General features: G+C 69.1%; 26 protein-coding genes and 1 tRNA gene. 15 read left to right on the forward strand and 12 right to left on the reverse strand.

Features of this window, described 5'->3' with window-relative positions; genetic code table 11:
• Position 1: 1 nt before the first annotated feature.
• The gene (locus tag ACIO3S_RS21355) at positions 2 to 175 is read right to left on the reverse strand and encodes a hypothetical protein (protein ID WP_400467746.1); all 174 of its coding nucleotides are present in this window, start codon (positions 173 to 175) and stop codon (positions 2 to 4) included.
• 51 nt (positions 176 to 226) lie between these two features.
• Here ACIO3S_RS21355 and ACIO3S_RS21360 point away from each other — a divergent pair, with 51 nt between their 5' ends.
• From ACIO3S_RS21360 to ACIO3S_RS21370, 3 genes are read left to right on the forward strand one after another with little or no spacing between them, the layout of a single operon-like run.
• Positions 227 to 403: a DUF4244 domain-containing protein gene (locus ACIO3S_RS21360; protein WP_091044736.1), complete on the forward strand. Its 177-nt coding sequence runs from the start codon at positions 227 to 229 to the stop codon at positions 401 to 403.
• Positions 404 to 406: 3 nt separating this feature from the next.
• Positions 407 to 790, forward strand: coding sequence for a TadE family type IV pilus minor pilin (locus ACIO3S_RS21365; RefSeq protein ID WP_400467747.1), 384 nt, complete (start codon positions 407 to 409; stop codon positions 788 to 790).
• Complete coding sequence (locus ACIO3S_RS21370) at positions 787 to 1,158, forward strand: Rv3654c family TadE-like protein (RefSeq protein ID WP_400467748.1); 372 nt, start codon at positions 787 to 789, stop codon at positions 1,156 to 1,158. Before ACIO3S_RS21365 ends, ACIO3S_RS21370 begins: the two co-directional genes overlap by 4 nt.
• Here the strand turns inward: ACIO3S_RS21370 and ACIO3S_RS21375 are convergent.
• Positions 1,155 to 1,457 carry a hypothetical protein gene (locus tag ACIO3S_RS21375; protein ID WP_400467749.1) on the reverse strand — a complete coding sequence of 101 codons (303 nt, stop codon included), beginning with the start codon at positions 1,455 to 1,457 and terminating at the stop codon, positions 1,155 to 1,157. The genes ACIO3S_RS21370 and ACIO3S_RS21375 overlap by 4 nt on opposite strands.
• 15 nt (positions 1,458 to 1,472) lie before the next feature.
• Positions 1,473 to 3,785, reverse strand: a complete 2,313-nt coding sequence (locus ACIO3S_RS21380) for a DEAD/DEAH box helicase (RefSeq protein ID WP_400467981.1) — start codon at positions 3,783 to 3,785, stop codon at positions 1,473 to 1,475.
• Positions 3,786 to 3,965: 180 nt separating this feature from the next.
• Here ACIO3S_RS21380 and ACIO3S_RS21385 point away from each other — a divergent pair, with 180 nt between their 5' ends.
• Positions 3,966 to 4,301: an anti-sigma factor antagonist gene (locus tag ACIO3S_RS21385; RefSeq protein ID WP_091044749.1), complete on the forward strand. Its 336-nt coding sequence runs from the start codon at positions 3,966 to 3,968 to the stop codon at positions 4,299 to 4,301.
• 25 nt (positions 4,302 to 4,326) lie between these two features.
• The gene (locus tag ACIO3S_RS21390; protein WP_400467750.1) at positions 4,327 to 5,805 is read left to right on the forward strand and encodes a methyltransferase; all 1,479 of its coding nucleotides are present in this window, start codon (positions 4,327 to 4,329) and stop codon (positions 5,803 to 5,805) included.
• Here ACIO3S_RS21390 and ACIO3S_RS21395 read toward each other — a convergent pair.
• Positions 5,753 to 6,508 (reverse strand): hypothetical protein, encoded by a 756-nt coding sequence (locus ACIO3S_RS21395; protein ID WP_400467751.1) that lies wholly within the window; start codon positions 6,506 to 6,508, stop codon positions 5,753 to 5,755. The genes ACIO3S_RS21390 and ACIO3S_RS21395 overlap by 53 nt on opposite strands.
• A gap of 293 nt (positions 6,509 to 6,801) precedes the next feature.
• On the opposite strand from ACIO3S_RS21395, the gene topA reads away from it, so the two are divergent.
• A complete protein-coding gene (gene topA / locus ACIO3S_RS21400) occupies positions 6,802 to 9,495 on the forward strand; it encodes a type I DNA topoisomerase (RefSeq protein ID WP_400467752.1) in 2,694 nt (897 codons plus the stop codon).
• A gap of 160 nt (positions 9,496 to 9,655) precedes the next feature.
• Here the strand turns inward: topA and ACIO3S_RS21405 are convergent, their stop codons facing one another.
• Genes ACIO3S_RS21405 through ACIO3S_RS21435 form a run of 7 tightly spaced genes read right to left on the reverse strand, consistent with a single transcriptional unit; the run spans position 9,656 to position 14,593 of the window.
• Positions 9,656 to 9,928 carry a hypothetical protein gene (locus ACIO3S_RS21405; protein WP_400467753.1) on the reverse strand — a complete coding sequence of 91 codons (273 nt, stop codon included), beginning with the start codon at positions 9,926 to 9,928 and terminating at the stop codon, positions 9,656 to 9,658.
• A gap of 13 nt (positions 9,929 to 9,941) precedes the next feature.
• Positions 9,942 to 10,967 carry an ion channel gene (locus tag ACIO3S_RS21410; RefSeq protein WP_400467754.1) on the reverse strand — a complete coding sequence of 342 codons (1,026 nt, stop codon included), beginning with the start codon at positions 10,965 to 10,967 and terminating at the stop codon, positions 9,942 to 9,944.
• Positions 10,967 to 12,538 carry a polyamine aminopropyltransferase gene (locus ACIO3S_RS21415; protein ID WP_400467755.1) on the reverse strand — a complete coding sequence of 524 codons (1,572 nt, stop codon included), beginning with the start codon at positions 12,536 to 12,538 and terminating at the stop codon, positions 10,967 to 10,969. The genes ACIO3S_RS21410 and ACIO3S_RS21415 overlap by 1 nt, the downstream gene beginning before the upstream one ends.
• Positions 12,535 to 12,957: a DUF350 domain-containing protein gene (locus tag ACIO3S_RS21420; RefSeq protein ID WP_350660294.1), complete on the reverse strand. Its 423-nt coding sequence runs from the start codon at positions 12,955 to 12,957 to the stop codon at positions 12,535 to 12,537. The genes ACIO3S_RS21415 and ACIO3S_RS21420 overlap by 4 nt, the downstream gene beginning before the upstream one ends.
• 25 nt (positions 12,958 to 12,982) lie before the next feature.
• Positions 12,983 to 13,474, reverse strand: a complete 492-nt coding sequence (locus tag ACIO3S_RS21425) for a DUF4247 domain-containing protein (RefSeq protein WP_378817586.1) — start codon at positions 13,472 to 13,474, stop codon at positions 12,983 to 12,985.
• Positions 13,467 to 13,979: a DUF2617 family protein gene (locus ACIO3S_RS21430; protein WP_400467756.1), complete on the reverse strand. Its 513-nt coding sequence runs from the start codon at positions 13,977 to 13,979 to the stop codon at positions 13,467 to 13,469. Before ACIO3S_RS21430 ends, ACIO3S_RS21425 begins: the two co-directional genes overlap by 8 nt.
• Positions 13,976 to 14,593, reverse strand: a complete 618-nt coding sequence (locus ACIO3S_RS21435; protein WP_160026316.1) for a DUF4178 domain-containing protein — start codon at positions 14,591 to 14,593, stop codon at positions 13,976 to 13,978. Before ACIO3S_RS21435 ends, ACIO3S_RS21430 begins: the two co-directional genes overlap by 4 nt.
• Positions 14,594 to 14,725: 132 nt before the next feature.
• Here ACIO3S_RS21435 and tmk point away from each other — a divergent pair, with 132 nt between their 5' ends.
• The 4 genes from tmk to ACIO3S_RS21455 all read left to right on the forward strand — a co-directional run bounded on the left by tmk (position 14,726) and on the right by ACIO3S_RS21455 (position 18,749).
• Entirely contained in the window at positions 14,726 to 15,376 is a 651-nt protein-coding gene (tmk, locus tag ACIO3S_RS21440) for a dTMP kinase (RefSeq protein ID WP_350838956.1), read from the forward strand.
• Positions 15,373 to 16,533: a DNA polymerase III subunit delta' gene (locus tag ACIO3S_RS21445; RefSeq protein ID WP_400467757.1), complete on the forward strand. Its 1,161-nt coding sequence runs from the start codon at positions 15,373 to 15,375 to the stop codon at positions 16,531 to 16,533. The genes tmk and ACIO3S_RS21445 overlap by 4 nt, the downstream gene beginning before the upstream one ends.
• Positions 16,530 to 18,050 carry an alpha/beta hydrolase gene (locus tag ACIO3S_RS21450; RefSeq protein WP_400467758.1) on the forward strand — a complete coding sequence of 507 codons (1,521 nt, stop codon included), beginning with the start codon at positions 16,530 to 16,532 and terminating at the stop codon, positions 18,048 to 18,050. Before ACIO3S_RS21445 ends, ACIO3S_RS21450 begins: the two co-directional genes overlap by 4 nt.
• 111 nt (positions 18,051 to 18,161) lie before the next feature.
• Positions 18,162 to 18,749, forward strand: coding sequence for a hypothetical protein (locus ACIO3S_RS21455; RefSeq protein WP_400467759.1), 588 nt, complete (start codon positions 18,162 to 18,164; stop codon positions 18,747 to 18,749).
• Positions 18,750 to 18,760: 11 nt separating this feature from the next.
• Here the strand turns inward: ACIO3S_RS21455 and ACIO3S_RS21460 are convergent, their stop codons facing one another.
• Positions 18,761 to 19,687: a LysR family transcriptional regulator gene (locus ACIO3S_RS21460; protein WP_160026320.1), complete on the reverse strand. Its 927-nt coding sequence runs from the start codon at positions 19,685 to 19,687 to the stop codon at positions 18,761 to 18,763.
• 11 nt (positions 19,688 to 19,698) lie between these two features.
• Here ACIO3S_RS21460 and ACIO3S_RS21465 point away from each other — a divergent pair, with 11 nt between their 5' ends.
• From ACIO3S_RS21465 to ACIO3S_RS21485, 5 genes are all read left to right on the forward strand, one after another.
• The gene (locus ACIO3S_RS21465; RefSeq protein ID WP_350838948.1) at positions 19,699 to 19,974 is read left to right on the forward strand and encodes a hypothetical protein; all 276 of its coding nucleotides are present in this window, start codon (positions 19,699 to 19,701) and stop codon (positions 19,972 to 19,974) included.
• Positions 19,975 to 19,987: 13 nt separating this feature from the next.
• Positions 19,988 to 20,063 (forward strand) — tRNA-Thr (locus ACIO3S_RS21470).
• A 226-nt stretch (positions 20,064 to 20,289) separates the two neighbouring features.
• Entirely contained in the window at positions 20,290 to 22,566 is a 2,277-nt protein-coding gene (locus ACIO3S_RS21475; protein ID WP_400467760.1) for an immunoglobulin-like domain-containing protein, read from the forward strand.
• A gap of 12 nt (positions 22,567 to 22,578) precedes the next feature.
• Positions 22,579 to 25,134: an alpha-L-arabinofuranosidase C-terminal domain-containing protein gene (locus ACIO3S_RS21480; RefSeq protein ID WP_400467761.1), complete on the forward strand. Its 2,556-nt coding sequence runs from the start codon at positions 22,579 to 22,581 to the stop codon at positions 25,132 to 25,134.
• 10 nt (positions 25,135 to 25,144) lie between these two features.
• Positions 25,145 to 26,635: a family 43 glycosylhydrolase gene (locus ACIO3S_RS21485; protein WP_400467762.1), complete on the forward strand. Its 1,491-nt coding sequence runs from the start codon at positions 25,145 to 25,147 to the stop codon at positions 26,633 to 26,635.
• Positions 26,636 to 26,699: the final 64 nt, after the last annotated feature.

The raw sequence follows: 26,699 nt of genomic DNA on the forward strand, positions 1-26,699 counted from the left end.
GTCACGCGCGTCGGCCGAGTTGGCAGCGGAATGCCGACTCGACCGACGTGAGTGACGCCTCGGTGTGCTTGTTTTCCCTGATCAACGGGCCGTTTGTCATCCACAGGGTGGGTTCGGGATCGGGTTGTCCACAGCTGGCGACATGGCGGTCGCGGATGTCGGTGGAGCGGGTCATTGTCGTCCTTGAACGGCCGTACCGACGGCCATCGACCAGAGAGGACCAACCATGGCCAAGGCACATCTGCGGAAGGACGAGAAGGGGATCACGACGGCCGAGTACGCCGTCGGGACGGCGGCAGGCGCGGGGCTCGCCGGCCTGCTCTACAAGCTGCTCACCGGTGGCTTCGGCAACGACTTGCTCAACAGGCTGTTCCAGCACGTGCTCAGCCTGCTGGGGATCTGACCGATGGTCCGCGGGCAGCAGGGCGAGCGGGACGAGCGAGGTGCCGCCACCGCGGAGCTGGTGATGGTGATCCCGCTCCTGGTGGCCGTGACCATCGGGCTGGTGTGGTTGCTGTCGGTGGGAGCGGCGCAGATCCAGGTGGTCGACGCGGCCCGGGAGACCGCCCGGGCCGTCGCCCGAGGGGACGACAGCGGTTCCGCCACCGCCCGCGGACGTCGGGTCGGGCCTGCGGGCACACAGGTGAGTGTCAGCGCCGGCGCCGAGGAGGTCGTCGCCTCGGCCCGAGCCCGAGTGACCGGACCCGGAGGGATCTTCAGCTGGATGCCGGGTGTGACCGTGCGCGGCGAGGCGGTCGCTGCGACCGAGGCGACGCAGGGGGAGCAGTGAGCACGGTCCGGCCCGGCAAGGACGAACTCGGGTCGGCAGCCCCGTTCGCGGTCGGTGCCATCGGCCTGTTGCTCTTCCTCGGCGGGGCGCTGGGTGTGGTGGGCGCCGTATTCGTCGCCCACCGCACCGCGCAGTCCGCGGCCGATCTGGCGGCGTTGGCGGGGGCCAACGCGCTCCAGGTCTCCGAGGACGCATGCGCGGCGGCGTCGACGATCACCGACCGCAACGGCGCCACCTTGGAGTCGTGCGAGATCGCCGGCGAGGACGTCACCGTCACCGTGCGGGTCGAGGGACCGCACTGGCTCGGCCAACCGGGGGACCCGGTCGCCGAGGCGAGAGCCGGCCCGACCGAGACTCTGCCGGACTAGTTGTTGCTGTCGTCCTTCGACTCGGGTGTGGCGTCCTGGAGCGTCTTGGCCAGCTTCCGCATCTGGCGCTTCTCCTTCATGCTCTTCGCCTGGAGCTTGCCGCCCCACTTGGTGAGCGAGAGGCCGAAGAGGAGAAGTACGCCGGCGACGAGGCCGATCACGAAGATCGTGGTCGAGCCGACCGGGAGACCGAGCAGGGTCGCGGTCGGATCGTCGAGGTCACCGTTGCCGGTGGTGAAGAGACCCAGAACGATGAGGACTGCGGCAACGACGATCAGCACGAGGCCAAGGATCAGCATTTCTCCACATTAGGCCTATTTGCCGAGAAGCAGCCGCAACAACACGATCGCGCCCTGCTTGTCGAGAGGGTTGTTCTGGTTGCCGCACTTGGGCGACTGCACGCAAGAGGGGCAGCCGTCGTCGCACTCGCAAGCCTCGATGGTCTCCAGCGTGGCACCGAGCCACTCCCGGGCAGCACGGAACCCGCGCTCGGAGAATCCGGCGCCGCCGGGATGTCCGTCGTAGACGAAGACGGTGAGCATGCCGGTGTCCGGGTGGGACGCGGTGCTGACGCCACCGATGTCCCAGCGGTCGCAGGTGGCGATCAGGGGGAGCAGCCCGATCGAGCAGTGCTCGGCGGCGTGGGCAGCGCCTGGGATGTCCGCCGTCTCCAGGCCGGCCGCCTCGAGGGCCGAGGCGGGCACGGTCCACCAGACGGCGGAGGTGCGCAGCGTACGTTCGGGGAGATCGAGGAGCTCCTCACCCAGCACCTCGCCGCTCGGCTGTCGGCGGCGAAGGAAGGAGACGACCTGGTGAGTGACGTCGACGTCGCCGTACGCCAGGCGGCACTCTCCCCAGGCGACCTGCTCCCGCTCGGCGACGATCGAGATCTCAGTGATCTCCCGGGCGAAGGTGGAGTAGCCGGGGTCGTCGCGGGAGATGACCGCGACGTTCTCCTCCAGGTCGAGCTCGTGCACGAGATAGGTCTCGCCACGGTGGACGTAGACGGCACCGGCGTGCGCGCTCGCGTGTGAGCTCGCCGCGTCGACCGTGCCGACGACACGACCGGTGTCGGCCTCGATCAGCTGCACCTGGGACCCACCCGAGGAGCGGATGTCGGCGAGGTCGGCCGCGCGGCGGCGGTCGGTCCAGTACCAGCCGCGGGGCCGCTTCCGCAGCAGCCCGGAGGCGACCAGATTGTCCAGGATCTCCCGGGCGCCCGGTCCGAAGAGCGGCAGGTCCGGCTCGGTCAGCGGCAGCTCCTGCGCGGCGGCGCACAGGTGGGGGCCGACGACGTACGGGTTCGCCGGGTCGAAGACCGTGGCCTCGACCGGCTGGCCGAGAAGCGCATCGGGATGGGTGACGAGGTAGGTGTCCAGCGGGTCGTCGCGGGCGACCAGGATGCCGAGGGCGTCGCCCGCGCCCCGTCCTGCCCGGCCGATCTGCTGCCAGAAGGCCGAGCGCCTGCCGGGATAGCCGGCGAGCACCACGGCGTCCAGACCGCTGATGTCGATGCCGAGCTCGAGCGCGTTCGTCGCCGCCAGCCCGAGCAGCTCGCCGGAGCGGAGCGATGCCTCGATCGCCCGGCGCTCCTCGGGCAGATAGCCACCGCGGTAGGACGCCACCCGCCCGGGCAGCGAGGGATCGACCTCGGCCAGCTCGGCGGCCGCGGTCAGGGCGACCTGCTCGGCGCCGACCCGGGAGCGTACGAAGGCCAGGGTGCGTATGTCCGAGGAGACCAGGTCGGCGAGGAGGTCGGCGGTCTCCGCAGAGGCCGCGCGGCGCACGGGAGCGCCGTTCTCTCCGGCGTGAGAGGTCAGCGGCGGCTGCCACAGGGCGATCGAGAGCTCCCCGCGCGGTGACGCGTCGGCAGTCACCGGGAGGACCGGAAGGCCGGTGAGCCGCTCACCGGCGATCGACGGCTCCGCGACGGTCGCCGAGGCGAGGATGAACGTCGGCGACGAGCCGTAGAGCGCACAGATGCGCCGCAGCCGCCGCAGCACGTGCGAGACGTGCGCCCCGAAGACGCCTCGGTAGTGATGGCACTCGTCGATGACGACGTAGCGCAGCGAGCGGAAGTACGCCGTCCATCGCTGATGACCGGGGAGCAGAGATCGGTGCAGCATGTCGGGGTTGGTCAGGATGTACTCGCCGAAGTCGCGCGCCCAGTCCCGCTGCTCCCGGGTGCTGTCACCGTCGTGGGTCACCGCGCGCACGTCGACGCCCAGCTCGCGCAGCCCGGTCAGCTGGTCCTGCGCGAGCGCCTTGGTGGGTGCGAGATAGAGGACGCCGGCGCCACGCTCACCACGTGGACCACGCCCGTCTCGGATCGCGGTCAGTGCGGGCAGTTGATAGGCCAGCGACTTCCCGGAGGCGGTGCCGGTCGAGACGATCACGTGGGTGCCGTCATGGGCGGCCTCGGCCGCTACCGCCTGATGCTGCCAAGGTCGCTCGATCCCGCGAGCGACGAAGGCGGCGACCACATCGGCCGAAGCCCACGTCGGCCAGTCGGCGAAGACGGCCTCTCGCGGCGGGACCTGCTCGAGGTGAGCCAGCCGGTCCTCGCGGCCGGGGACGTCCGCGAGCCGGCGTACGAGATCACCGGTCGCTGTCGTCAACACCTGAATATTCTCCCAGAATCCTGGTGGCCGCCACGCTCACGCCCCCGCATCGTGTCCATGACGTTGCGAGTTTCTTGCGCGCATCCTGGTGAGCCGTGGTTACATTACGATCGACTCCGGGTATCGGACACCAGGCATGCCGACCGGAGCTGGTTGTCTCACGTTCCTTGGCAGGAGAACTTCGAAGTGGATCTGACGCTTGCGACTCGCGAGCTCGACTCGGCCACCATCGTGGCCGTGGGCGGCGAGATCGACGTCTATACCGCGCCGAAGCTGAGGGACAAGATCACCGAGCTCGTCGCGCGGGGTCACTACGACATCGTCGTCGACCTCGAAGCCGTGGAGTTCCTCGACTCGACCGGCCTCGGCGTGCTCGTGGGTGGCCTGAAGAAGGTGCGCCAGCACAACGGCATGCTCCGCCTGGTCTGCACCCAGGAGCGGCTGCTCAAGATCTTCCGGATCACCGGTCTCGCCAAGGTCTTCGACATCCACGCCAGCGCCGAGGGCGCGGCAGCGGGCTGACCTGACCCCAGATTAGGCTCCAGGTGTGAGTGACCTCCCGCACCGGCTCCGTGACGCCCTCCAGCAGGCCGACTTCTCCTACGACTCCGTCGCCGAGCTGCTCGGTCCGACCGCGCACAGCGCGCTGAGTCGCAACGAGACGCTGCCGGGCCGGCGGCGTACCCACGGAGGCACCCCGCTCGAGACGCTCATCCGGCTCTTCCTGCTGCAGACGACCGTGCCCCTCGACCACGCCGAGGCAGCCCTGCCCGGGCTCGTCGACCGGCTCGCCGTCGAGGGGATTCTGGAGCAGTCGGTCGGAGAGGTCGCGGCCCGCCTTGACGTACGTCCGTACGCCAGCGACGACACCGCCCTCTGGGTCGTCTCCGACCTCACGCCAGGGCTCGACGGCGGCCCGCAGCGCGTCGGTCCCGAGCACGTGCTCGGGATCAGCCCTGCCTCGACCTCCCTGGCGCAGCTGACCATCCGCGACCAGGTCGGCACCTCGCTCGATCTCGGCACGGGCTGCGGCGTCCAAGCCCTGCACCTCGCCACCCACAGCGACCGGGTGGTTGCGACCGACGTCAACCAGCGAGCCCTGTGGATCACCACCTTCAACGCCGCCCTCAACGATGTGGCGGACCGGATCGACGTACGCGACGGGTCGTTCTTCGAGCCAGTCGCCGGTGAGCGCTTCGACCTGATCGCCACCAACCCGCCGTTCGTGATCAGCCCGGCGACCGGTGAGCGCCTCGTCTACCGCGACTCCGGGCTTCCGGGCGACCGGGTGGTCGAGGACATCGTCAGGGCGGCCCCCGGCATGCTCACCGAGGGCGGCTGGTGTCAGATCCTGGGCAACTGGATCATCTCCGAGGACCAGCCCTGGGACGACCGCCTCGAGGGATGGCTCGGGGACGAGGTCGACGCGTTCGTGGTCCAGCGTGAGGTGCTCGACCCCGCGGCGTACGTCGAGCTGTGGCTCAAGGACTCCGGCCACCACGGCGCCCCGGACTACCTGACCCGCTACGACACCTGGCTGTCCTGGTTCGAGGAGCAGAAGATCGAGGGTGTCGGGTTCGGCTGGATCAATCTTCACCGCATCGGCGCGAGCAACCCGAAGCGCGAGCTCGTCGAGTGGCCCTACGACGTCGAGCAGCCGATCGCGCCGGCGCTCGCGGCGTGGGGCGAGGCGGCCCGTGTCGAGGTCACCGAGGACTCGACCCTGGTGATCGTCGAGGACGTCCAGCAGGAGACCCTCGGCCAGCCCGGCGCCGAGGACCCCAGCACCGTCATCCTGCGCCAGCAGCGCGGCCTGCGTCGCGCACGCCAGGCGGACACGATCGAGGCGGCCTTCGCGGGCGCGTGCGACGGCGACCTGACCGTCGGCCAGATCCTCGATGCGCTCGCGCAGATCCTCGACCGCGACCCCGCGGTCGTGCGCAGCAGCTATCTGCCGATCGCCCAGGAGCTGGTCAGCGAGGGCTTCCTCCGTCCCGCGCCAGGCACGCCTGGTCCCGCAGCCTGATCAGGCGTCTGCGCACGCTGGAGACCAGCAGGTCCGGGTAGCCCAGCGGTTCGAGGTCGGGAAGGTCGCGCATGCCCCAGGGCCGCTGTGTCTGCCATGGCCAGAAGCCACGGAGCGCGGCTGCAAGCTGCTTGCCGTAGGCCGAGGGCATCTTCTTGACGCCCAGGCGGTCTTTGAGCTCGGTGGCGGTGACCAGGCCACCCGGCCCGGCGAGCCCGTTGGCGCCCAGGACCGTCCAGACGATCCCGGCAGCCACTTGGGCCGGCTGCGTGGGCCGGTCGACGACCAGCGGGTCGATCTCCCACAGCCGCAGCAGGGCCCTTCGCAACGCGAAGCCCACCTCCTCGACCGGGAAGTCGGCGGCGACCTCGTCGAGCAGCGCGGCGACCGCCTCCAGCTGCGTACGTCCCGCCGCATCCTCCACGACCGGCAGGTCCAGCCCGTCCTCGACCAGCGGAGCGGCATCCAGCGCGGTGACCGCCTCGTGGCCGCCGCACAGCGCGGCCAGCCAGTCCAGGGCCACCTCGTGGTCGGGTCGTGGCGGCGTATCCGGCTCCGCCCAGCGCGGCCGGGTCAGCTCGGCCTCCAGGCGCTCCAGGATCGCGTTGGTCCGGGTGAGCAGCTGAGCGCACTCGGAGCAGACCAGGTGCTCCGGGGGTGTGGCCAGACCCTCCATGTAGTCGATGTATTCGGTGTCGATCATCAGCAGAGACCTCTCGGTTCGGATTGGTCTCGCCGTCCTCGAAAAGCCACCCTACGGATGAGCACCGACAGTTTTCGGACAGGAGCGGATGAGACACCGATTTCACGCTCCCGCTCCCCAGCGTGCTAGGTATTGTCTTCGCGGCGCCCAAGGCAACACGCCATGTTGTCCGAGAGCTCAGTGCCGCATGAACCGCGGTGACTGGACCCATGCCGGCTGGAGACACGCGCTAACGTGTCTCGCCAGAGCTTGTCAGTGGTGCCAGGCTCTGCTGCAGTGAGATAAGGACGTCAGTGGCACACAAGTTGGTGATCGTCGAGTCCCCGGCGAAGGCTCAGAAGATCGGCGGATACCTCGGACAGGGGTATGTCGTCGAGGCATCCGTCGGGCACATCCGCGACCTTCCGCAGAGCGCGGCAGACACCCCCGCCAAGATCAAGGACAAGCCGTGGGGGCGCTTCGGCGTCGATGTCGACAACGGCTTCACCCCTTACTACGTCGTGCCCAGCGACAAGAAGAAGCAGATCGCCAAGCTCAAGTCGCTCCTCAAGGACGCCGACGAGCTCTACCTCGCCACCGATGAGGACCGCGAGGGCGAGGCGATCGCCTGGCACCTTCTCGACGAGCTGAAGCCGAAGAAGGGCATCCCGGTCAAGCGGATGGTCTTCCACGAGATCACCAAGGCCGCCATCCTGGCGGCGGCGGAGAACCCGAGAGAGCTCGACATGGACCTCGTCGAGGCCCAGGAGTCGCGCCGCATCCTCGACCGCCTCTACGGCTACGAGATCTCCCCGGTGCTGTGGAAGAAGGTCATGCCCCGCCTGAGCGCGGGCCGTGTCCAGTCGGTCGCCACCCGGCTCGTCGTCGACCGTGAACGTGAGCGGATCGCCTTCCGCACCGCCTCCTACTGGGATCTCGCCGGCACCTTCGACGCCGGCTCCGACCACGACCCGCGGATGTTCCCGGCCAAGATCACCTCGATCGACGGCAACCGCGTCGCCCGCGGCAGCGACTTCGGCCCCGACGGCGTGCTGAAGAGCGACAAGGTCGTCCACCTCGACCGCAGCCGCGCCGAGTCCCTCGTGGCAGCCCTCGACAACAAGACCTACGAGGTCCGCTCGGTCGAGTCGAAGCCCTACAAGCGCAGCCCGTACGCCCCCTTCCGCACCACCACGATGCAGCAGGAGGCGAGCCGCAAGCTCGGGATGAGCGCGTCGACCACGATGTCGGTCGCGCAGCGTCTCTACGAGAACGGCTTCATCACCTACATGCGTACCGACTCCACGACCCTGAGCGGAGACGCCGTCAGTGCGGCCCGCGCTCAGGTCCGGGAGCTCTACGGTGCCGAATACCTGCCCGACGCGCCCCGGACGTACGCCTCCAAGGTCAAGAACGCCCAGGAGGCCCACGAGGCGATCCGCCCCGCGGGCGACTCGTTCCGCACCCCGGCGCAGACCGGTCTGACCGGCGACCAGTTCCGCCTCTACGAGCTCATCTGGATGCGCACCGTCGCCTCCCAGATGAAGGACGCGGTCGGCAACTCGGTCGCGATCCGCCTCGGCGCCACCGCGGCCACGGGCGAGGACGTGGTCTTCTCCGCGACCGGACGCGTGATCACCTTCCACGGCTTCCTGAAGGCGTACGTCGAGGGCACCGACTCCGCCGACCAGACCTCCGACGACCAGCAGACCCGCCTCCCGAACCTCTCCGAGGGTGACCGGGTGAACGCCGCGAGCCTCACCGCGGACGGCCACGAGACCAAGCCGCCGGCTCGTTACACCGAGGCGACCCTGGTCCGTGAGCTCGAAGAGCGCGAGATCGGCCGTCCGTCGACCTACGCGAGCATCATCCAGACCATCATCAACCGCGGCTACGTCTTCAAGAAGGGCACCGCGCTGGTGCCCGCCTGGGTCGCGTTCTCGGTGGTCAGGCTGCTGGAGGAGCACTTCCCGCGCCAGATCGACTACCGGTTCACAGCGAGCATGGAGGAGATCCTCGACGAGATCGCCAAGGGCGACAAGGACATGACCACCGAGCTCGGGGAGTTCTACTTCGGCTCCGAGCGGGTCATGGGTCTCAAGCCGCTGGTCGACGGTCTCGGCGACATCGACGCCCGCGAGCTGGCGACCTTCCCGGTCGGCTCTCCGGAGTCTGGGGTCAACCTCCGGGTCGGCCGCTACGGCCCCTACATCGAGGGCCCCGGCGACGACGGCACCCCGTTCGCGGTGCGGGCCAACGTCCCCGACGACCTGCCGCCCGACGAGCTCACCCTGGAGAAGGCCAAGGAGCTCTTCGCCAACCCCGCCGGCGAGGAGCTCAACCTCGGCGTCCACCCCGAGACGGGGCTCACCGTCGTCGCGAAGAGCGGGCGGTTCGGTCCCTACGTCACCGAGCAGCTCCCCGAGGACGCGAAGAAGGGCGCCAAGCCGCGCACCGCCAGCCTCTTCAAGAGCATGAACCTGCAGACCATCACGCTCGAGGACGCGGTCAAGCTGCTGACCTTGCCCCGGGTCGTCGGCACCAGTGCCGACGGCGAGGAGATCACCGCCCAGAACGGCCGCTACGGGCCCTACCTGAAGAAGGGCACCGACTCCCGGACCCTGAGCTCGGAGGACCAGCTGCTCACGATCACGCTGGAGGAGGCTGAGCAGATCTATGCCCAGCCGAAGCAGCGCGGCCGTGCCGCCGCCAAGCCGCCGCTCAAGGAGCTCGGTCCCGACCCGGTCTCCGGGCAGCCGATGGTCGTCAAGGACGGTCGCTTCGGTCCCTACGTCACCGACGGTGAATACAACGCCACCCTCCGGGCCGCCGACGACCTCGAGACCCTGACCGCCGAGCGTGCCGCCGAGCTGCTCGCCGACAAGCGCGCCAAGGGCCCGGCGAAGAAGACCACCAAGCGGGCGACGAAGAAGACGACCAAGAAGTCCACGGCGAAGAAGTCGACCGCCAAGAAGACGACCAAGAAGGCCGCGACCAAGAAGTCCTGAGGCCGTACGCCGCGGCCCAGCCGCTCATGACAGAACCCCGCCATGGCGGGGTTCTGTTGTTGTTCGAGGGTTGGGCGAGGAGCATTTTCCCGCCATGGCGGGAAAATGCCGCTGTCTGACGTCGGAGAGGTCCCCACAACCCCACCATGGCGGGAATCTGTCAGCCGAGAGCTCCATGCAGCTCTCGCGCCAGCCGGTCGCGCTCGGTCTCGGGCAGCCACTGGGTCTCGTCGTCGGTGAGGTAGCCGAACACATTCGGCCCGTTCAGGTGAGCCGGCTGATCGGCCATCCGTGCGACCAGGTGGACGTGAAGGTGCTCGTAGCCTTCGGCTTCGGAGAACTGCATGACGTACGTCTTCACACACCCGGTCACGGTCCGCAGCGCTGCCGACAGCGACTCGAGGGCGCTGTTGCGGCAGTTGTAGCAGTCCATCGCGAGGCCCCCGTCAGCCGAGCGACCCGACGACCTCGTCGTACTCCAATCGGTCGGCCGCGATGTAGAACAGCCGCGTGCCAGGGGAGACCGGCAGGTCCCACGACGGGCTGACCTGGATGCCGTCGGCGGTACGGACGGCGAGGAGAGTCGCACCGTGCGAGCGGCCGAGAGCGGCCTGCCAGGCGCCGACGTCGACGGTCGCGGCCGAGGAGGGCACCGTGAGCGAGTAGGTGCCCTTGCCGCCGGCGGTGGCGAGCTCCTGATAGACCTCGGCGATCCCGGGGTCGCTGAGCTCCTCGGCGATCAGCTGGGTGTTGTGCCACTGGACGCAGTGGACGGTGGTGTCGACCCGGAAGATGGTGCGCTGCACGCGCAGGTCCCGCAGCGCCACGATCGTGTGCACCGCAGGAGCCGCGGTGTTGGCCGCGACGGTGAGCGTGACCGCCTCGTTGTCGTCACGCGCGTCGATCAGCACGCTGTGCGCACCGGTCATCCCGGCACGAGCGAGCACCGAGAGGTCGGTGATGTCGCCGCGTACGAAATGCAGGCGGTCCTCTCCGGGCATCGGGTGCTCGGAGAGCTGGTCCTCCCAGGTCGCGAGCACGACCTCGCGCTCCGGTTCGGAGAGCAGCTCGACGAGGATCCGCTCGGTGCGCCCGGCGGTGTAGCCGAGCATCACGATGTGGTTCTTTCCGCTGAAGCTGATCTCTCCACGCATGCGGCGTCCTTTGGCGTTCTCGATGATTGCCGAGATCCGGCTGAACAAGATGGCGAGGGTGGTGATGGAGCCGAAGACGACGTACGCCCCGACGAGCCGACCGCCGGTGGTCTCCGGGAAGAGGTCGCCGTAGCCGACCGTGGCCGCGGTGATCAGGAACCACCACCAGTAGTTGGCGGGGCTTACGATGTCGCTGCCCGGCTGGACCAGCGCCATCGCGATCCAGCCGGTGACGAAGACGAAGCCGATGATGGCGAGCGGGAGCACCCAGGCGTAGTGCCGTGAGGTGCGCCGGGCCAGTCTGATGAAGAAGAACATCAGTAGCCCACCCAGCCGTTCCGGGCGTAGTCCAGGATCGCCGGATCCAGCAGGGTCGTGACCGAGGTCGGCCGCTCGGCGCGGTCCGGAGGGAACGACGAAGCGGCCGCGAGCACGGCGTCGCTGGCATAGCGCAGCCCGCCGGGCGCCTCGTCGTCGAGCGCCAGCTCAGGGGCCGAGCCGTCGCGGGAGGCGAGGACGTAGCCCCAGTTCCCGAAGGAGGGTACGTCCGCCTGGTAGGGCGTCGTCCGGTAGCCGGCCTCGGTGAGGGTGTGCCGCACGGACCAGAACGCGTCGGGCGCGAAGAATGGGCTGCCGGACTGCACGACCATCCGTCCGGACGGAGCGAGCAGGCGCGCGATCATGCTGTAGTTCTCGACGGAGTAGAGCTTGGCCAGCGCGGTCGAGTCCGGGTCCGGGAAGTCGGCGATGACCACGTCGAACGCGGCCCCCGAGTAGTCGCGCACCCAGGAGAACGCGTCGTCGGCGACGTACGTCAGCCGGGGGTCGTCCAAGGACCCCGACGTCAGCGACGAGACCGGCTCGAAGGAGCGCGCCAGGGACACCACCGCCGGGTCGAGATCGACCAGCGTCACCGACGAGACCGACTGATAGCGCAGCACCTCCCGCGCCGCGAGCCCGTCGCCACCGCCGAGGATCAGCACCCGCTGGTGCGGCCCGTTCATCGCCGGATGGACGAGCATCTCGTGGTAGCGGTATTCGTCGAGCGAAGAGAACTGCAGGTCCCCGTCGAGGAAGAGGCGTACGTCATCGAACTCCGGCCCGACCGGAGCGCCGCGGGTCACCACGATCTCCTGATAGGCCGAGCGCTGGGAGTGGATGATCGGGTCGCGGTAGAGCGCCTGCCGAGCGTTGAGCTCGAAGGAGTCGGCGGTCACCGCGGTCAGGCCGAGAGCGACCGCGAGCGCGCCACAGATCGCCGTGACCGTCCCACGCTGCCGGCGTGAGCCGGCTAGCGCCACCCCGACCGTCCAGGCGGCGAGGACGTTCAGGGCAGCCGTCGCCACCGTCCCCACCAGCAGCCCCAGGGTCGGCAGCAGCACGAACGGGAACGCCAGCCCGCCGATGAGCGCCCCGACGTAGTCGACCGCGTTGATGTCGGCGACCGCGAGCGAGGCCTGCTGGCGCCGCAGCCGCTGCAGCAGCTCCATCAGCAGCGGGATCTCGGCACCCACCAGAGCGCCGATGAGGAACGTCACCAGCAGCATCATCGGGGTGTAGAGGTGCAGCCACGCGAACGCCGCGTAGAGCGCCGGCACCGAGGCGCCACCGACCGCGGCGAGCGCGATCTCCACACCGACGAACGAGCGCAGCGGCCGCGCGGTGAGCGGCTTGGCGAGCACGGCGCCGATGCCCATCGCGAACATCGACACCGCGATCACCAGGGACGTCTGGGCGATCGAGTTGCCGAGCAGATAGCTCCCCAGCGTCACCAGCGCGAGCTCGTAGACGAGACCGCAGGCGGCGCAGACGAACACCGCCGCGAGGACGAGCAGCCGCGCCGCCCGTCCCTCGGGCAGCGCGGACAACGACGGGAGGGTCAGACTCACGTGATCGAGGCCGCCACGATCACGCCGACGGCCAGCTGCACCGCGACGGCGACCCAGATCGCCGGGTCGTCCTTGTCGTCGGTCATCAGCTCACCGAGCCGGCCCGGCGTGAGCAGGTCGAGGATCACGAACGCGAACGCGAGGAGGGCGATCCCGATGAGACCGTACGCAGCGGTCTCGGCGAGCCCCTGAAGCGTGTCCGCCTCCGCGGTGTAGATCGAGGTGGCCACGATCGTCGCGATCGCGACGACCGAGGAGCCGAGCAGCAGCGCCGGGTCGCGGCGGTGCTCCACGAAGATCAGCTGCCCCAGCCGGCCCGGCGTGAGCAGGTCGATCACGTAGAAGCCGATCATCAGCAGAACCAGCCCGAGGGCGGCGAAGGCAACGGTGGACAGCAGTCCGCTCACAAGGTCAGTCATCGGTTCATCTCCAGTCTGGGGGTGGTCACTTGCCGGATCCGCTGCCGCCGCCGCGGAAGGAATCACCGCTGCTGCCGCCACCGCTGTTGCGGCCGTAGTAGCTGTTCCAGCCCCACAGCCCGATCACCGTGGCGTGGTGGCGGTAGCCACGGTCGTACTCGTAGAGCGTGATCGTCGATCCCGAGGGCGTACGCGGCTCCACGACGACCAGCCAGTCGTCGTCGTAGCGCAGGTAGTGGCTGGAACCCTCGGCGCGGTTCTCGTCGGCGTCGGTGCCGCTCGCGATCTGGTTGGCGACCGAGCTCACCGAGCCGTCGTCCTCGAAGACGATCCCGGCCTCGCTGTCGGGGTCGGTGCCGCTGACGTGGTCGAAGTTCTTGCGCAGGTACTTCTCGGGGCTGTTCCCATCGCCGGAGACGGCGATGGCGATGATGATGGCGAGCGCGACGCACGCCGCGACGATCGCCCAGCCGATCAGCTTGCGGTTCGGGCCTCCGGAGCCGTGTGGTTCAGACACTTGTGCCCTCCTCGGGCCGGTAGCTGGTGGTGGTGGCGACGATCTCGCCGGTCTGTGGGTAGGTGTGCCAGGTGTTCCAGACGATCTGCCTGGCGTCGGACCGTTCCAGGGCCAGGGCGGTCACCGCGTGCGGGTCTCCCGGGAAGTGCGCGACGACGGCATCCGTACGCCCGCTCAGCCGCTCCACGAGCCGCGACGCCTGCGCGGCGAGCTCGTCGGGTCCCATCTCGTCGACGCTCGAGGCGAGGCGGTAGCCGCCCGTCGCGTGCGCCTCGGGAAGGGGCGCGGCCTCGGTGATCCCGCATGCGATCGTCTCGTGCAGGAGCGGGTGGTCGTGGCGGCGTACGACGACCTGGTGGCTGGCGCCCAGGACGCTCAGCGTCACCGTGAGACCGCTGCCGAGGTCAACCGTCCGGGAGGCCAGCGGGGTGCAGGGGGTCGGTGCGAGGGTCCAGCGCAGGGTGTCGCCGCGTACGTCCGCGAACGGGACGTCGAGAAGCGTCACTCGTCGTCCAGGGTCGCGGGCCGGTCGGTGGAGGGGTAGACGGTCAGCTCGAACGGCTGCAGCACCTCGCCGAGGGAGGGCTCCCAGTTGCTGCCCCACTTCTCGAAGCCGAGCAGCTTGCCGTCGACGGACTTGTAGTCGGCGTACTCGGCCGTGCCGGAGGGCGCCGTGCCGGTCGCGCCGGTGGCGGTGAAGGCGGCGGCGCCCTTCTCCTGGAGCCGGTAGGCGACGCCGCCGACGATGATGTCGCGATCACCGACGGCGCCCTGCTCGATGTCGCCGAGCGGGATCGCGTGCCACAGCGAGACCTCGAAGCTCTCGTCGTCCTCGATCGAGAGCCACTTCTTGCCCTCGGCGTCGTCGAGCATGTGCTCGGTCCAGCGGTAGCCGTGCTCGTCGAAGTCGATCCGCCCGCGGACGAACCAGTTGTGGCCGAGGTATTCGATGACGTCGCCGTTGCGCACCTGGCGCAGCTGGTCGGAGGCGTGCTTGTGCTGGTCGCCGATGAAGTCGTCGGGCTCCTTCTGCGCCGTCGGCTGCTGCCGGCTCTTCCAGAGCAGGTAGCCCGCGACCGCGAGGGCGGCCAGCAGCAGGACGATCAGGACGTAGATCACCAGAGACTCCTTGGTTCAGCGTGAGGACGACCCGAACCTTAACCTGGAGGTGCGACCTTCGACATCCGGGAATCGCCCCATCCGCGGGCGGCGTACTCAGGGGTTGTCGGTACCACCCCGTAGGTTTGCCTCGTGAGGTTTCCGGGTGTCTACGCAGAGCACGGCGTCTTCGTCTGTTTCGAGGGCGGCGAGGGGTCGGGCAAGTCGACCCAGTCGCGCCTGCTCCACGAGGCCCTGACCGCCCGCGGCCACCGGGTCCTGCTGACCTTCGAGCCGGGCGACACGGCCGTAGGCAAGGACGTACGCCGCATCGTGCTGTCCCCGGAGACCGGCGACCTCGACGACCGGACCGAGGCGTTGCTGTTCGCTGCCGACAAGGCCGAGCACATCGAGTCGATGGTCCGCCCGGCGCTGGAGCGGGGCGAGGTGGTCATCACCGACCGCTATGTCGACTCGATGCTGGCCTACCAGGGCGCCGGGCGGGTGCTCGACGCAACGCAGCTCGAGGAGGTCGCGCGGTGGGCGACCGCCGACCTGCGGCCCCATCTGACCGTGCTGCTCGACCTGGATCCGACGGCCGGCTTCACCCGGTTCGAGGAGCGCGATCGGATGGAGCAGGAGTCGGTCGAGTTCCATCAGCGGGTGCGCGCCGCGTTCGTCGGCCTGGCGGAGCGGAACCCTGACCACTACCTGGTCCTGGACGCCCGCGCTCCGGTCGAGGAGATCCATGCCGCGGTGCTGGCGCGCCTCGAGCCGCTGCTCACCCAGGCGGTGAGCGCATGAACGTCGCCACGACCTCGGTCTGGGACAACCTGGTGGGCCAGCGCCACATCATCTCCACGCTGCAGACCGCCGCTGCCGGCCACGGCATGACCCAGAGCTGGCTCTTCACCGGCCCGCCGGGCTCGGGACGGTCCAACGCCGCCATCGCCTTCGCCGCCGCGCTCCAGTGCCCGAACGGCGGCTGCGGCCAGTGCCACGCGTGCCACACGGTGCTGGCGGGCAGCCATGCCGACGTCAACCTGGTCCGCACCGAGAAGCTGACCCTCGGCGTCGACGAGATCCGCGACCTCGTCCGCCAGGCCGCCCTCAGCCCGGCCGGAAGCCGCTGGCAGATCCTGATCATCGAGGACGCCGACCGACTCACTGAGCAGGCCAACAACGCGCTGCTCAAGGCGGTCGAGGAGCCCGGCGCCCGCACGGTCTGGATGCTCTGCGCGCCGACGGTCGAGGACGTACTCCCGACCATCCGGTCCCGGTGCCGGCTGGTCACGCTGACCACCCCCACAGCGCCCGACGTCACCGTCTTCCTGCAGCGCACGCTCGGTGTCGACGAGGCGCGCGCGGCCTACGCGGCGCGGGCGAGCCAGAGCCACATCGGCCGGGCCAAGGCGCTGGCCCGCGACGACGACACCCGGCGCCGGCGCGAGCAGGTGGTGGCCTACCCGGCCCGGCTGAACACCCTCGCCGACGCGCTCCGGGCCGCGGGGGAGCTCGCTGCCGTCTCGAAGGAGGAGGCCGACGCGGTCACCGCCGACCTCGACGCTCAGGAGAAGGCCGACCTCGACACCGGCTACGGCGTGGTCGATCGCGGCCGTCGGCCGCGTGAGTACGGCCCGGCGCTGTCCGCGCTCGAGAAGGACCAGAAGCGCCGCGCCACCCGCCGCCACCGCGACGTGATCGACCGCGGACTGATGGACCTGGTCTCGGTCTACCGCGACGCGATCGCGATGGCCGCCGGAGCTCCGGTGACCCTCGTCAACGAGGAGCATCGGCGCGAGATCGAGCAGCTCGTCGCGGCTTCGACCCCCGAGCTCAACCTGCAACGGATCGGGGCGATCTTCGAAGCCCGTGAGCAGCTGCTGGAGTTCAACGTGCAGCCCCAGTTGGTGCTGGAAGCGATGATGGTGGCGCTGTTGCCGCCCGGAGGAGATCAGTGAAACTCAAAGCAGTGACCGGCGCCGCCGCGCTGACCGCTCTGACCGTGATCGCCGCAGGCTGTGGTGCCGACAGCGGCACCCCCGACGCCGACCAGGTGAGTCCGAGCGCGGAGGCGACCGCGGCCCCGAACGAGGGGCTGCAGACCTTCTACAGTCAGAAGCTGGACTGGAAGGACTGCAACGGCGCCTTCGAGTGCGCGACCCTCGAGGTCCCGCTCGACTACTCCGACCCGACGGGCCGCACCATCGAGGTCTCGGTCATCAAGGACCCGGCCAACAAGAAGAAGATCGGCTCGCTGGCGATCAACCCGGGCGGCCCGGGCGGCTCGGGCATCGAGTACGCCCTCTACAACAGCCAGTCCTTCAGCTCCACCGTCCGCGACTCCTACGACATCGTCGGCTTCGACCCGCGTGGTGTCGGGCAGAGCACCCCGGTCGACTGCCTCGACGACGAGAGCCTCGACGCCTACGTCGCGGTCGACCCCGACCCTGACACCCCGGCCGAGGAGAAGGCGTACGTCGACACCGGCGTCGAGATGGCCAACGGCTGCGCGGCCCAGAAGGACGGCATCTCCGCCCACGTCAGCACCGTCGAGGCGGCTCGGGACATGGACGTACTCCGGGCTGCGCTCGGTGAGGACCAGCTCGACTACTTCGGCGCCTCCTACGGCACCCAGCTCGGCTCCACCTACGCCGAGCTCTACCCCGACCGGGTCGGCCGGTTCGTGCTCGACGGTGCGATCGAGCCCGGGCTGAGCGTCCTCGAGGCCAACCTCGCCCAGGCGAAGGGCTTCGAGGTCGCGCTCCGCTCCTACGTCGAGAACTGCGTCGACGAGGGCGACTGCTTCCTCGGCGACACCGTCGACGAGGGCGTCGAGCGCGTCCAGAAGCTGATGGCCGACATCGACGCCGAGCCGTTGCCCGCCGGCGACCGCGAGCTGACCGCAGGCAACGCGCTCTACGGCCTGATCACCCCGCTCTACGTCGAGTCCTACTGGCCCTACCTCACCGACGCCCTCCAGGCGGCGCTGAAGGGCGACGGCTCCCAGCTGATGAGCCTCTCGGACAACTACGCGGGCCGTGACCCCGAGGGCGGCTACATCAACAACACGATGGAGGCCAACTGGGCGATCAACTGCCTCGACGACTCCTCCGGCCTCAGCCCCGAGGACGTACGCAAGCAGCTGCCCGCCTTCGAGGAGGCCGCTCCCACCTTCGGCGCCGCTCTGGCCTGGATGCTCAACGGCTGCGCCGCGGAGAAGTTCAAGGCCACCGAGCCGGAGCCCGAGATCGACGCCCAGGGCTCCAACCCGATCGTCGTCGTCGGCACCACCCGCGACCCGGCCACGCCTTATGAGTGGGCCGAGGCCCTCGCCAAGGCTCTCGACAACGGCGTACTCGTCTCCCGCGACGGCGACGGCCACACCGGCTACATGCAGGGCAACGGCTGCGTCGACGACGCCATCGACGACTACCTGGTCGACGGCAAGGTTCCCGACGACGGCTTGGAGTGCTGATTTACCCCATGTGGGGTGGGTCCTCACCGTCTCGGCCCGCTGGATCTCGCTGACCAACAGGATCACTTCTCGTAATTTCACTTCGAGAAGAAGGGTCACGAGCACGTGATCATGAACCAGCGAGTCCGTTCGACGACGAAGGCATTCGCTGCCTCTGCGGTCGCCGCCCTGGCGATCGCGGTCGCCCCCGTCATCAGCCAGCCCGCCCACGCCACCACGCCCCCGGCCACCGTGTCGGCCAAGGTCATCACCAAGGTCATCAAGGTCTCCGCCAAGCCGTACGGGACGAGGTCCTACCGTCCCGTCGGCAAGCTGACCGCGGGCGGCAACCCGATCAAGGGCAAGCGCATCCACCTGCAGAAGAAGGCCAGCGGCCGCTGGATGAGCGTGACCTCCTGCGTCACGAACAGGTACGGCAAGTGCGCCGTGATCGTGACGCCGAAGGTCAGCCGTTACTACCGCTGGAAGTTCGCCGGCGACGCCAATCGGCGGGCCGACGTGTCCGCGTCGTTCTACCTGAAGAAGCGCGTCTCGGGTCTGGACTACACCTACGCCAACGGCGAGCAGGTCTTCAACGCGACCTCGACCAACGACCGCGACTGCGGCGAGATCCCCGGCTACAAGAAGCCTGTCCGGGTCAACAACAGCTCCGACCCGTGGCGCCTCGACGCCGACAACGACGGCTACGGCTGCGACTGAGCCACACCGGGTTAGCGCCGGTGGACCGGGTCCGCGATGGCCTGGATCCGCTTGGTGGCCAGCTCGATCATCAGCGTGGCGGCGGGGGAGAGGGTGGCGTCGGTGCGATGGACGACGGCGAACGTGTCGTACGTCCGCGGCCGCAGCGACACCCAGCCGGCCTTCGGCGCCAGCCGGGGGAGCAGCTGTTCGGCTGCTCCCTTGGCGATGACGCTGTCGGCATAGCCCATCCCCACCAGCTCGACGGCCGTCTCGATGTCCTCGACCTCGATCCGGCTGGGTGGGTTGCGGCCGGTCTCATGGAGCAGGTTGCGGATGGTGACGCGGGTGGGGTCCTCGGCGCTCCAGCTCGTGTCGGACATGACCAGCGAGGCCAGCGAGAGTCGGTGCGGGGTGACCGGTGTGGCCAGGTGAGCGGGGTCGGCCGAGATGTAGACGAGCTCGTCGCGTGCCACCGGCGTGACCTTCAGGCCGGGACCGGAGACGCTGCCGACGAGCAGCATCGCCGCTTCGAGCCGTCCGCGTCGCAGGTCCTCCTGGACCTCGGCTGAGTTCTGCCCCATCAGCTCGACGCGCACGCCCGGATATCGGTCGAGCACGTCCGCCACCAGACCGGCGCCGCCGTAGAGCCGCGCGATCCCGAACATCCCGAACCGGATCGTCCCGGTCTCGAACTGTTTCACCGCCTGCACGGCCTTGCGCGCGTCCTCCGCGGCCGCGACCGTACGCTCCGCGTGCGGCCTCAGCTCGTCGGCCACCCCGGTCGGCACCACCCCACGCCCGACGCGCCGGAAGAGCTGCACGCCGAGCGTACGCTCGAGGCCTCTGACCTGCTCCGAGATCGACGGCTGCGCATACCCGAGCTCGTCCGCCGCCGCGGTCAACGAGCCATGCTCGTAGACCGCGAGGAACACGCGGAGCTGGTGCAGCGACAACATAGAGACATCCTATGACTTTCCAAGGAAAGATCGTCTACCTCTATGAATCGCCGGCGGTCATCATTGAATCACCACCCCTGTGTCCGCAGTCGGTGGTTGACCCACGTTCAGAGAAGAGCACAGCAACAATGAAGCACGGCGTACGCCGCCTGGGCCGCCTCATCGGCAAGGGCAAGCCCACCCGCATGACCATCGACGAGCACGTCGAGGCGCACCGTTTTAGTGTCGAGCGCGCAGTCTCGGTACACTCATCCGGTCCGCTCAACCAGACCCGCTTCATGCGGTAACGGCTGACGGTTCGCCGCCTTAGCTCAGTCGGCAGAGCGTCTCACTCGTAATGAGAAGGTCGTCGGTTCGATTCCGACAGGCGGCTCCACCAAAACCCTCGTCTGACCAGCCCGAACAAGGCAGGAATGGCGGGGGTTCCGTCGTTTTCCGTGCACCGCGCCCGTCGGGGAGCAGTCGGCGGGACCGCTCACGGGACTTCCCGGCGGCTCTTGACGACAGCCTCAGCCCCCTGGTTATGTTAGCGCTCACATTCATGTGATCGCAGTCACACATGAGTGGCCCGGCGTTTGTCCAAAGCTGACCCTGGAGCGCAGATGGACCAGTCGAAACCGACCCCCGACAACCCGCGCCGGAAGCATCTCGCGCGCACTCTGGCGGCGCTTGCGTCGCTGCCCCTGATCCTGGCCGGCCTGGTGACCACCGCGCCGGCGCAGGGCGCGAGCGACGTAGGGCTCGTCGTCCACTATCCCCTCGACCAGACCACCGGCACGACGGTCGTCGACGAGTCGGGCGCCGGTCGCAACGGCACCATCTCCGGTGATGCGACCTGGCTCGGCGGCGAGGGGCTGTCCCTCGGCGGCACCAACGGCCACGTCAGGCTGCCGAACGACGTGATGGCCGGGCTGACGTCGATCACCGTCTCCCTCGAGGTGAAGATTGCCGCGGACCAGGCCACGCCCTACTTCATCTGGGGCCTCGGCAACACCGGCTCCAACGGCTCGGGCAACGGCTACCTGTTCACCACCGGCAACGCCTACCGGACGTCGATCGCCACCGGCAACTGGAGCACCGAGCAGACGGTCACAGCGGGCCGCAATCTGGTCCGCGACACCTGGAAGACCATCAGCTACACGCTCGCAGACGGCACCGCGGTGCTCTACGAGGACGGTGTCGAGGTCGCCCGCCGCACCGGCGTGACCATCACGCCCGCTCAGATCGGCAACGGGGTCACGACCGCGAACTACCTCGGTCGATCCGTCTACAGCGGTGATCGTCACCTGAAGGGGCAGCTGCGCGACTTCCGGATGTACGACCGCGCGCTGACGGCGGCAGAGATCCACGAGCTGGGCTACGTCACCGACGAGCAGCGCGTTGAGCGCGACCTCGCCTGGCTGGACCTGGGGGACACATCTCGCGTCGTCAGTGACCTCTCGCTCCCGGCCAGCGGCCCGAACGGCTCCACCTTCACCTGGGCCTCCTCCGACCCCGCTGTCGTCTCCGCGACCGGTGACGTCACCCGCCCGCCCTACGGCAGCCCCGACGCCACCGTGACCCTCACCGCCACCGCAACCCACGGCTCCGCGAGCCAGCCCGAGGCGTTCACCGTCAACGTTCCAGCCGACATCAGCGACGAGGAGAAGGTCACCCGCGCCGCAGCAGCGCTCAAGGTCTGGGACGCCGATCAGATCCGCGGCAACATCACGCTGCCGACCCAGGGCCTGCACGGCACCACCGTCAGCTGGACCTCCAGCGAGCCCACGATCGTGACCCCGACCGGCGAGGTCAGCCGGCCTGCGTACGGCGAGAAGGCCGTCCGCCTGGCACTCAACGCCACCGTGAGCCTGGGCAAGGTCAAGGACAAGCGGCAGTTCCGGCTGACGGTCCTGCCGCTGCCCAAGCAGGAGCCGCTCGAGGGCTACACCTTCGCCTACTTCACGGGCGAGGGGACGGCGGACGGCGAGCAGGTCTACCTCGCCGCCAGCAGGGGCAACGACCCGCTCCACTGGGACGAGCTCAACGGTGGACAGCCGGTGCTGCGGTCGCAGCACGGCGACCAGGGCGTACGCGACCCGTTCATCATCCGCTCCCCGGAGGGCGACAAGTTCTACCTGATCGCCACCGACCTCAAGATCTACGGCAACGGGGACTGGGACGCGGCACAGCGCCGCGGGAGCCGCTACATCGAGATCTGGGAGTCCACGGACCTCGTGAACTGGTCCGAGCAGCGCCACGTCCGGGTGTCCTCGCCACAGGCCGGGAACACCTGGGCGCCCGAGGCCTACTACGACGAGGGGATCGGTGCGTACGTCGTCTTCTGGGCCTCGAAACTCTACGACGAGTCCGACCCCGAGCACGCCGGCAACACCCACAACCGGATGGTCTACGTCACCACCCGGGACTTCCGGACCTTCAGCGAGCCCCAGGTGTGGATCGACCCGGGCTACTCGGTGATCGACTCCACCGTCGTCGAGCACGAGGGCACCTACTACCGCTTCACCAAGGACGAGCGAAACAACACCTCCACCACGCCCTGCAGCAAGTTCATCGTCGAGGAGAAGGCCACCTCGCTGCTCGATCTGGACTGGAGCTTCGTCGCCGAGTGCATCGGCAAGGCGACCGCCGAGAACCCCGGCATCGAACGCGGCGAGGGGCCGACGATCTTCAAGTCCAACACCGAGGACAAGTGGTACCTGTTCATCGACGAGTTCGGCGGCCGCGGGTACGTGCCGTTCGAGACCACCGACCTGGACTCGGGCTTCTTCCGGATCTCCAGCGACTACCAGCTTCCCAGCCGCCCCCGCCACGGGACCGTTCTGCCGGTGACCAAGGCCGAGCTGGACCGCATCCGCACCGCCTACCGCGTGTTCTGAGGAGAGACCATCGTGCACAGAATCCGTCTGCTGACCGTCCTGTCCGCCGCCACCGTCCTCGCCCTGCCCCTGTCCTACGCAGCGCCCAGCCTCGGCGCGGACCGGCGAGCCGCTGCGCCCGAACCCGACTACACGATCACAGCCCACGCCGGTCAGGCCGGGCCCGAGATCAGCGACTCGATGTACGGCGTCTTCTTCGAGGACATCAACTACGCGGCCGACGGCGGTCTCTACGCCGAGCTCGTGCGGAACCGGTCATTCGAGTTCCTGCCGGCCGACAACCGCTCCTACACCGGGCTGACCGCCTGGACCCCGCGAGGAGAGGGCGGAGGCAGCGGCACCGCCACTCCCGTCAACGACGGCTCCCGGCTCAACGACCGCAACCGCACCTATCTGCAGCTCTCGCTGGCCAACACCGCCGGCGGCACGTACGGCGTCTCCAACGGCGGCTGGAACAACGGCGTCGCGCTCGAGGCCGGCAAGAGCTACGACTTCTCGGTCTGGGCACGCTCGGACGCCGCGGGCGGTACGCCGCTGACCGTGTCGCTGCGCGACGAGTCCGGCGCCACCTCGTACGCCGATCCGGTGCGAATCCAGGTCGGCGGCGACACCTGGAAGAAGTACGCCGGCACCTTCACCGCGACGTCCACGACCGACTCCGCACGGCTGTGGCTGCAGGGGGAGGGCGTCGGCACCCTCCGCCTCGACATGGTCTCGCTGATGCCCGAGGACACCTTCATGGGCCGCGAGAACGGGCTGCGCAAGGACCTCGCCGAGAAGATCGCCGCGCTCGAGCCGGAGTTCGTCCGCTTCCCGGGCGGCTGTCTCGTCAACACCGGCAGCATGTCCGGCTACGACGCCGCCTCCGGCTGGCAGCGCGCCCGGTCCTACCAGTGGAAGGACACCGTCGGCCCGGTCGAGGAGCGAGCCACGAACGCCAACTTCTGGGGCTACAACCAGTCCTACGGACTGGGCTACTACGAGTACTTCCAGTTCGCCGAGGACATCGGGGCGATGCCGCTGCCGGTCGTACCGGCGCTGGTCACCGGCTGCGGCCAGAACCGGGTCACCGACGACGAGGCCCTGCTGCAGCGCTACATCCAGGACACCCTCGATCTGATCGAGTTCGCCAACGGCCCGGTCGACTCCGAGTGGGGCGCCCTGCGCGCGGAGATGGGACACCCGGAGCCGTTCGGTCTCACCCACCTCGGCGTGGGCAACGAGGAGAACCTGCCGACGGAGTTCTTCGAGCGGTTCGAGAAGTTCCGCGCGGCCATCGAGGCGCGCTACCCGGAGATCACGATCATCAGCAACTCCGGCCCCGACGACCAGGGCGCGCTCTTCGACCAGCACTGGGCACAGAACCGGGCCGCCGGCGTCGACATGGTCGACGAGCACTACTACAACTCCCCGACCTGGTTCCTGCAGAACAACGACCGCTACGACAGCTACGACCGCAACGGGCCGAAGGTCTTCCTCGGTGAGTACGCCTCCCAGGACAACAAGCTCTTCAACGCGCTGTCCGAGGCGGCGTACATGACCGGGCTCGAGCGCAACGCCGACGTCGTGCGGCTCGCCTCCTACGCCCCGCTGCTGGCCAACATCGATCACGTGCAGTGGCGCCCGGACATGATCTGGTTCGACAACGACCAGTCCTGGAGCTCTGCGAGCTACGAGGTCCAGAAGCTGTTCATGAACAACGTCGGTGACCGGGTCGTACCCAGCGAGGCGACCGGCAAGGTGATCGAGGCGCAGCCCATCACTGGCGGCGTCGGCCTCTCCACCTGGGCCACCTCCGCGGCGTACGACGACGTGTCGGTCACCGCCCCTGACGGCACCGAGCTGTTCGCCGACGACTTCCAGGACGGAGACGCCGAGGGCTGGAGCTCGCTGGCCAACCGAGGCAGCTGGTCGGTCGTCGACGGTGCCTACACCCAGACGGACGCTGCTGCCCAGGACACCCTGGTCGGGGCCGCGGACATCACCGCGAGCGACTACGACATCAACCTCAAGGCCAAGAAGCTGTCCGGCGCCGAGGGCTTCCTGGTCGCGTTCGGGGTGAAGGACTCCGGCAACTTCTACTGGTGGAACATCGGGGGCTGGAACAACACCCGCACCGTCGTCGAGAAGGCCACCAACGGCGGCAAGGAGACCCTGGTCGCCCGTGAGGGCCACTCGGTAGAGACCGGGCGCACCTACGACGTACGCATCGAGGTCCGCGGCACCCACGTCCGGCTCTTCCTCGACGGCCAGCTCTTCCATGAGTTCGACGACGACCAGGTCACCGAGCCGTTCGCGCAGGTGGTCACCCGTGACGAGGCGACCGGCGACCTGCTGGTCAAGGTCGTCAACGCCCAGGCCGAGCCGGCGGTCACCCGCATCGACCTCGGCGTCAAGGTCGCCTCGAGGGCGCAGATGACCGTCATCAGCGGCGACCCGGAGGCGCAGAACACCCGTACGGCGCAGCCCATCAAGCCGGTCACCAGCACCATCCGCGGCGTGGACAGCACCTTCACGCGCACCTTCGCGCCCTACTCCGTGACCTTCATCCGCATCCAGACCCGGTAGGGGAGCATCCATGTCCGATCACCTGAACCACCTCAGCCTCCGGGCCGGCCTCAGCAGACGACACCTCCTGCAGGCCGGGGTCGGCCTCGGGGCGGCGGCCGCCCTCGCCGGGCACGTCGCGCCAGCCGCCGCGGCGCCGTCCACGCCGATGCCCAGCGACGCCGAGATCTGGGGAGTGCCGACCCTCAACCCGCTCGTCGAGCGTCGAGCCGACCCGTTCGTCACCCGGCCCGTCGACGGGATGTACTACCTGACCGGCTCCGTACCGGAGTACGACCGTCTGGTGATCCGCGGGTCAACCTCCCTCGCCGGCCTCGCCACCGCGGCGGAATCGGTGATCTGGCGCCGCCCCGCCAGCGGGAAGATGGGCGGTCACATCTGGGCGCCGGAGCTGCACCGCATCGACGGTCGCTGGTACGTCTACTTCGCGGCCGGCGACTCCGACGACGTCTTCCGGATCCGGATGTACGTCATGGAGTCGGCGCTCGCCGACCCGCGAGACCCGGCGGGCTGGGGCGCACCGCAGCAGATCGTCACGCCGTGGCAGAGCTTCGCCCTCGACGCCACCACCTTCGAGCACGCCGGCCGCCGCTACCTGGTCTGGGCGCAGAGCGAGCCCGAGATCGCGGTGAACACCAGCCTCTACATCGCCGAGATGAGCTCCCCGTTCGCGATCAGCACCTTCCCGGCACGGATCGCGACACCGACCCGCAGCTGGGAGGTGCAGGGCTTCAAGGTCAACGAGGGGCCCGCCGTGCTGGTCCGCAACGGCCGCGTCTTCATGACGTTCTCGGCCAGCGCCACCGACTCGCGCTACTGCATGGGCCTGCTCACCGCCTCGGCCGACGCCGACCTGCTCGACCCGGCGTCGTGGGTCAAGAGCCCCGATCCGGTGTTCACGACGAACGTGCAGACCGGGCAGTACGGCCCGGGCCACAACTCGTTCACGGTCGCCGAGGACGGCGTGACCGACGTTCTCGTCTACCACGCCCGGGACTACCGCGACATCACCGGCGATCCCCTCTACGACCCGAACCGGCACGCTCGCGTGCAGAAGGTCGTGTGGCACGCGGACGGCACACCCATGTTCGGGGTCCCGGTCGGGAAGGGCGGGCCGATCGTGCGGCTCACCCCGCTGGATGTGCCGGGCTCGTTCGTACGCCACTACGAGTACGCCGTGCGCGTGGACCATGCCCCGAGGGACCTCGCCAACAGCCAGTTCCGCTTCGTCCCCGGTCTGGCGGGCGACGGCTCGGAGTCGCTGCAGTCGGTCAACTTCCCGGACCGACATGTCCGGGTCACCGGCGGCACCGTCCGGATCGACCCGGTCGAGTCCGGCCCGGCGTACGCCGCTGAGGCCAGCTTCCGACGGATCCCGGTCAAGGGCGGGATCTCGCTGCAGGTGGCCACGGACCGCGGCGACTACCTCCAGCACGACCGCGGTGCGCTCACCGTCGGTGGCACCGCGGGACGGCGCTCCAGCACCTTCGCCCTGACTTGAGCCGCTGGCTAACGTCGATCTGAGTCGTTACCAAGCACCCGCTGCGCGTGACGGGAGGCGAGAG

The sequence above is a fragment of the Nocardioides sp. NPDC087217 genome (assembly GCF_044744805.1).
Lineage (GTDB): Bacteria > Actinomycetota > Actinomycetes > Propionibacteriales > Nocardioidaceae > Nocardioides.

Bases quoted from the DNA above. Each gene is read 5' to 3' on its own strand.
- ACIO3S_RS21475 (WP_400467760.1), top strand. From the start codon at position 20,290: ATGGACCAGTCGAAACCGACCCCCGACAACCCGCGCCGGAAGCATCTC.
- ACIO3S_RS21360 (WP_091044736.1), top strand. From the start codon at position 227: ATGGCCAAGGCACATCTGCGGAAGGACGAGAAGGGGATCACGACGGCC.
- ACIO3S_RS21355 (WP_400467746.1), bottom strand. From the start codon at position 175: ATGACCCGCTCCACCGACATCCGCGACCGCCATGTCGCCAGCTGTGGA.
- ACIO3S_RS21405 (WP_400467753.1), bottom strand. From the start codon at position 9,928: ATGGACTGCTACAACTGCCGCAACAGCGCCCTCGAGTCGCTGTCGGCA.
- ACIO3S_RS21460 (WP_160026320.1), bottom strand. From the start codon at position 19,687: ATGTTGTCGCTGCACCAGCTCCGCGTGTTCCTCGCGGTCTACGAGCAT.
- ACIO3S_RS21465 (WP_350838948.1), top strand. From the start codon at position 19,699: ATGACTTTCCAAGGAAAGATCGTCTACCTCTATGAATCGCCGGCGGTC.
- ACIO3S_RS21395 (WP_400467751.1), bottom strand. From the start codon at position 6,508: ATGATCGACACCGAATACATCGACTACATGGAGGGTCTGGCCACACCC.
- ACIO3S_RS21455 (WP_400467759.1), top strand. From the start codon at position 18,162: ATGAACCAGCGAGTCCGTTCGACGACGAAGGCATTCGCTGCCTCTGCG.
- ACIO3S_RS21485 (WP_400467762.1), top strand. From the start codon at position 25,145: ATGTCCGATCACCTGAACCACCTCAGCCTCCGGGCCGGCCTCAGCAGA.
- ACIO3S_RS21410 (WP_400467754.1), bottom strand. From the start codon at position 10,967: ATGTTCTTCTTCATCAGACTGGCCCGGCGCACCTCACGGCACTACGCC.
- ACIO3S_RS21420 (WP_350660294.1), bottom strand. From the start codon at position 12,957: ATGACTGACCTTGTGAGCGGACTGCTGTCCACCGTTGCCTTCGCCGCC.
- ACIO3S_RS21445 (WP_400467757.1), top strand. From the start codon at position 15,373: ATGAACGTCGCCACGACCTCGGTCTGGGACAACCTGGTGGGCCAGCGC.
- ACIO3S_RS21375 (WP_400467749.1), bottom strand. From the start codon at position 1,457: ATGCTGATCCTTGGCCTCGTGCTGATCGTCGTTGCCGCAGTCCTCATC.
- ACIO3S_RS21365 (WP_400467747.1), top strand. From the start codon at position 407: ATGGTCCGCGGGCAGCAGGGCGAGCGGGACGAGCGAGGTGCCGCCACC.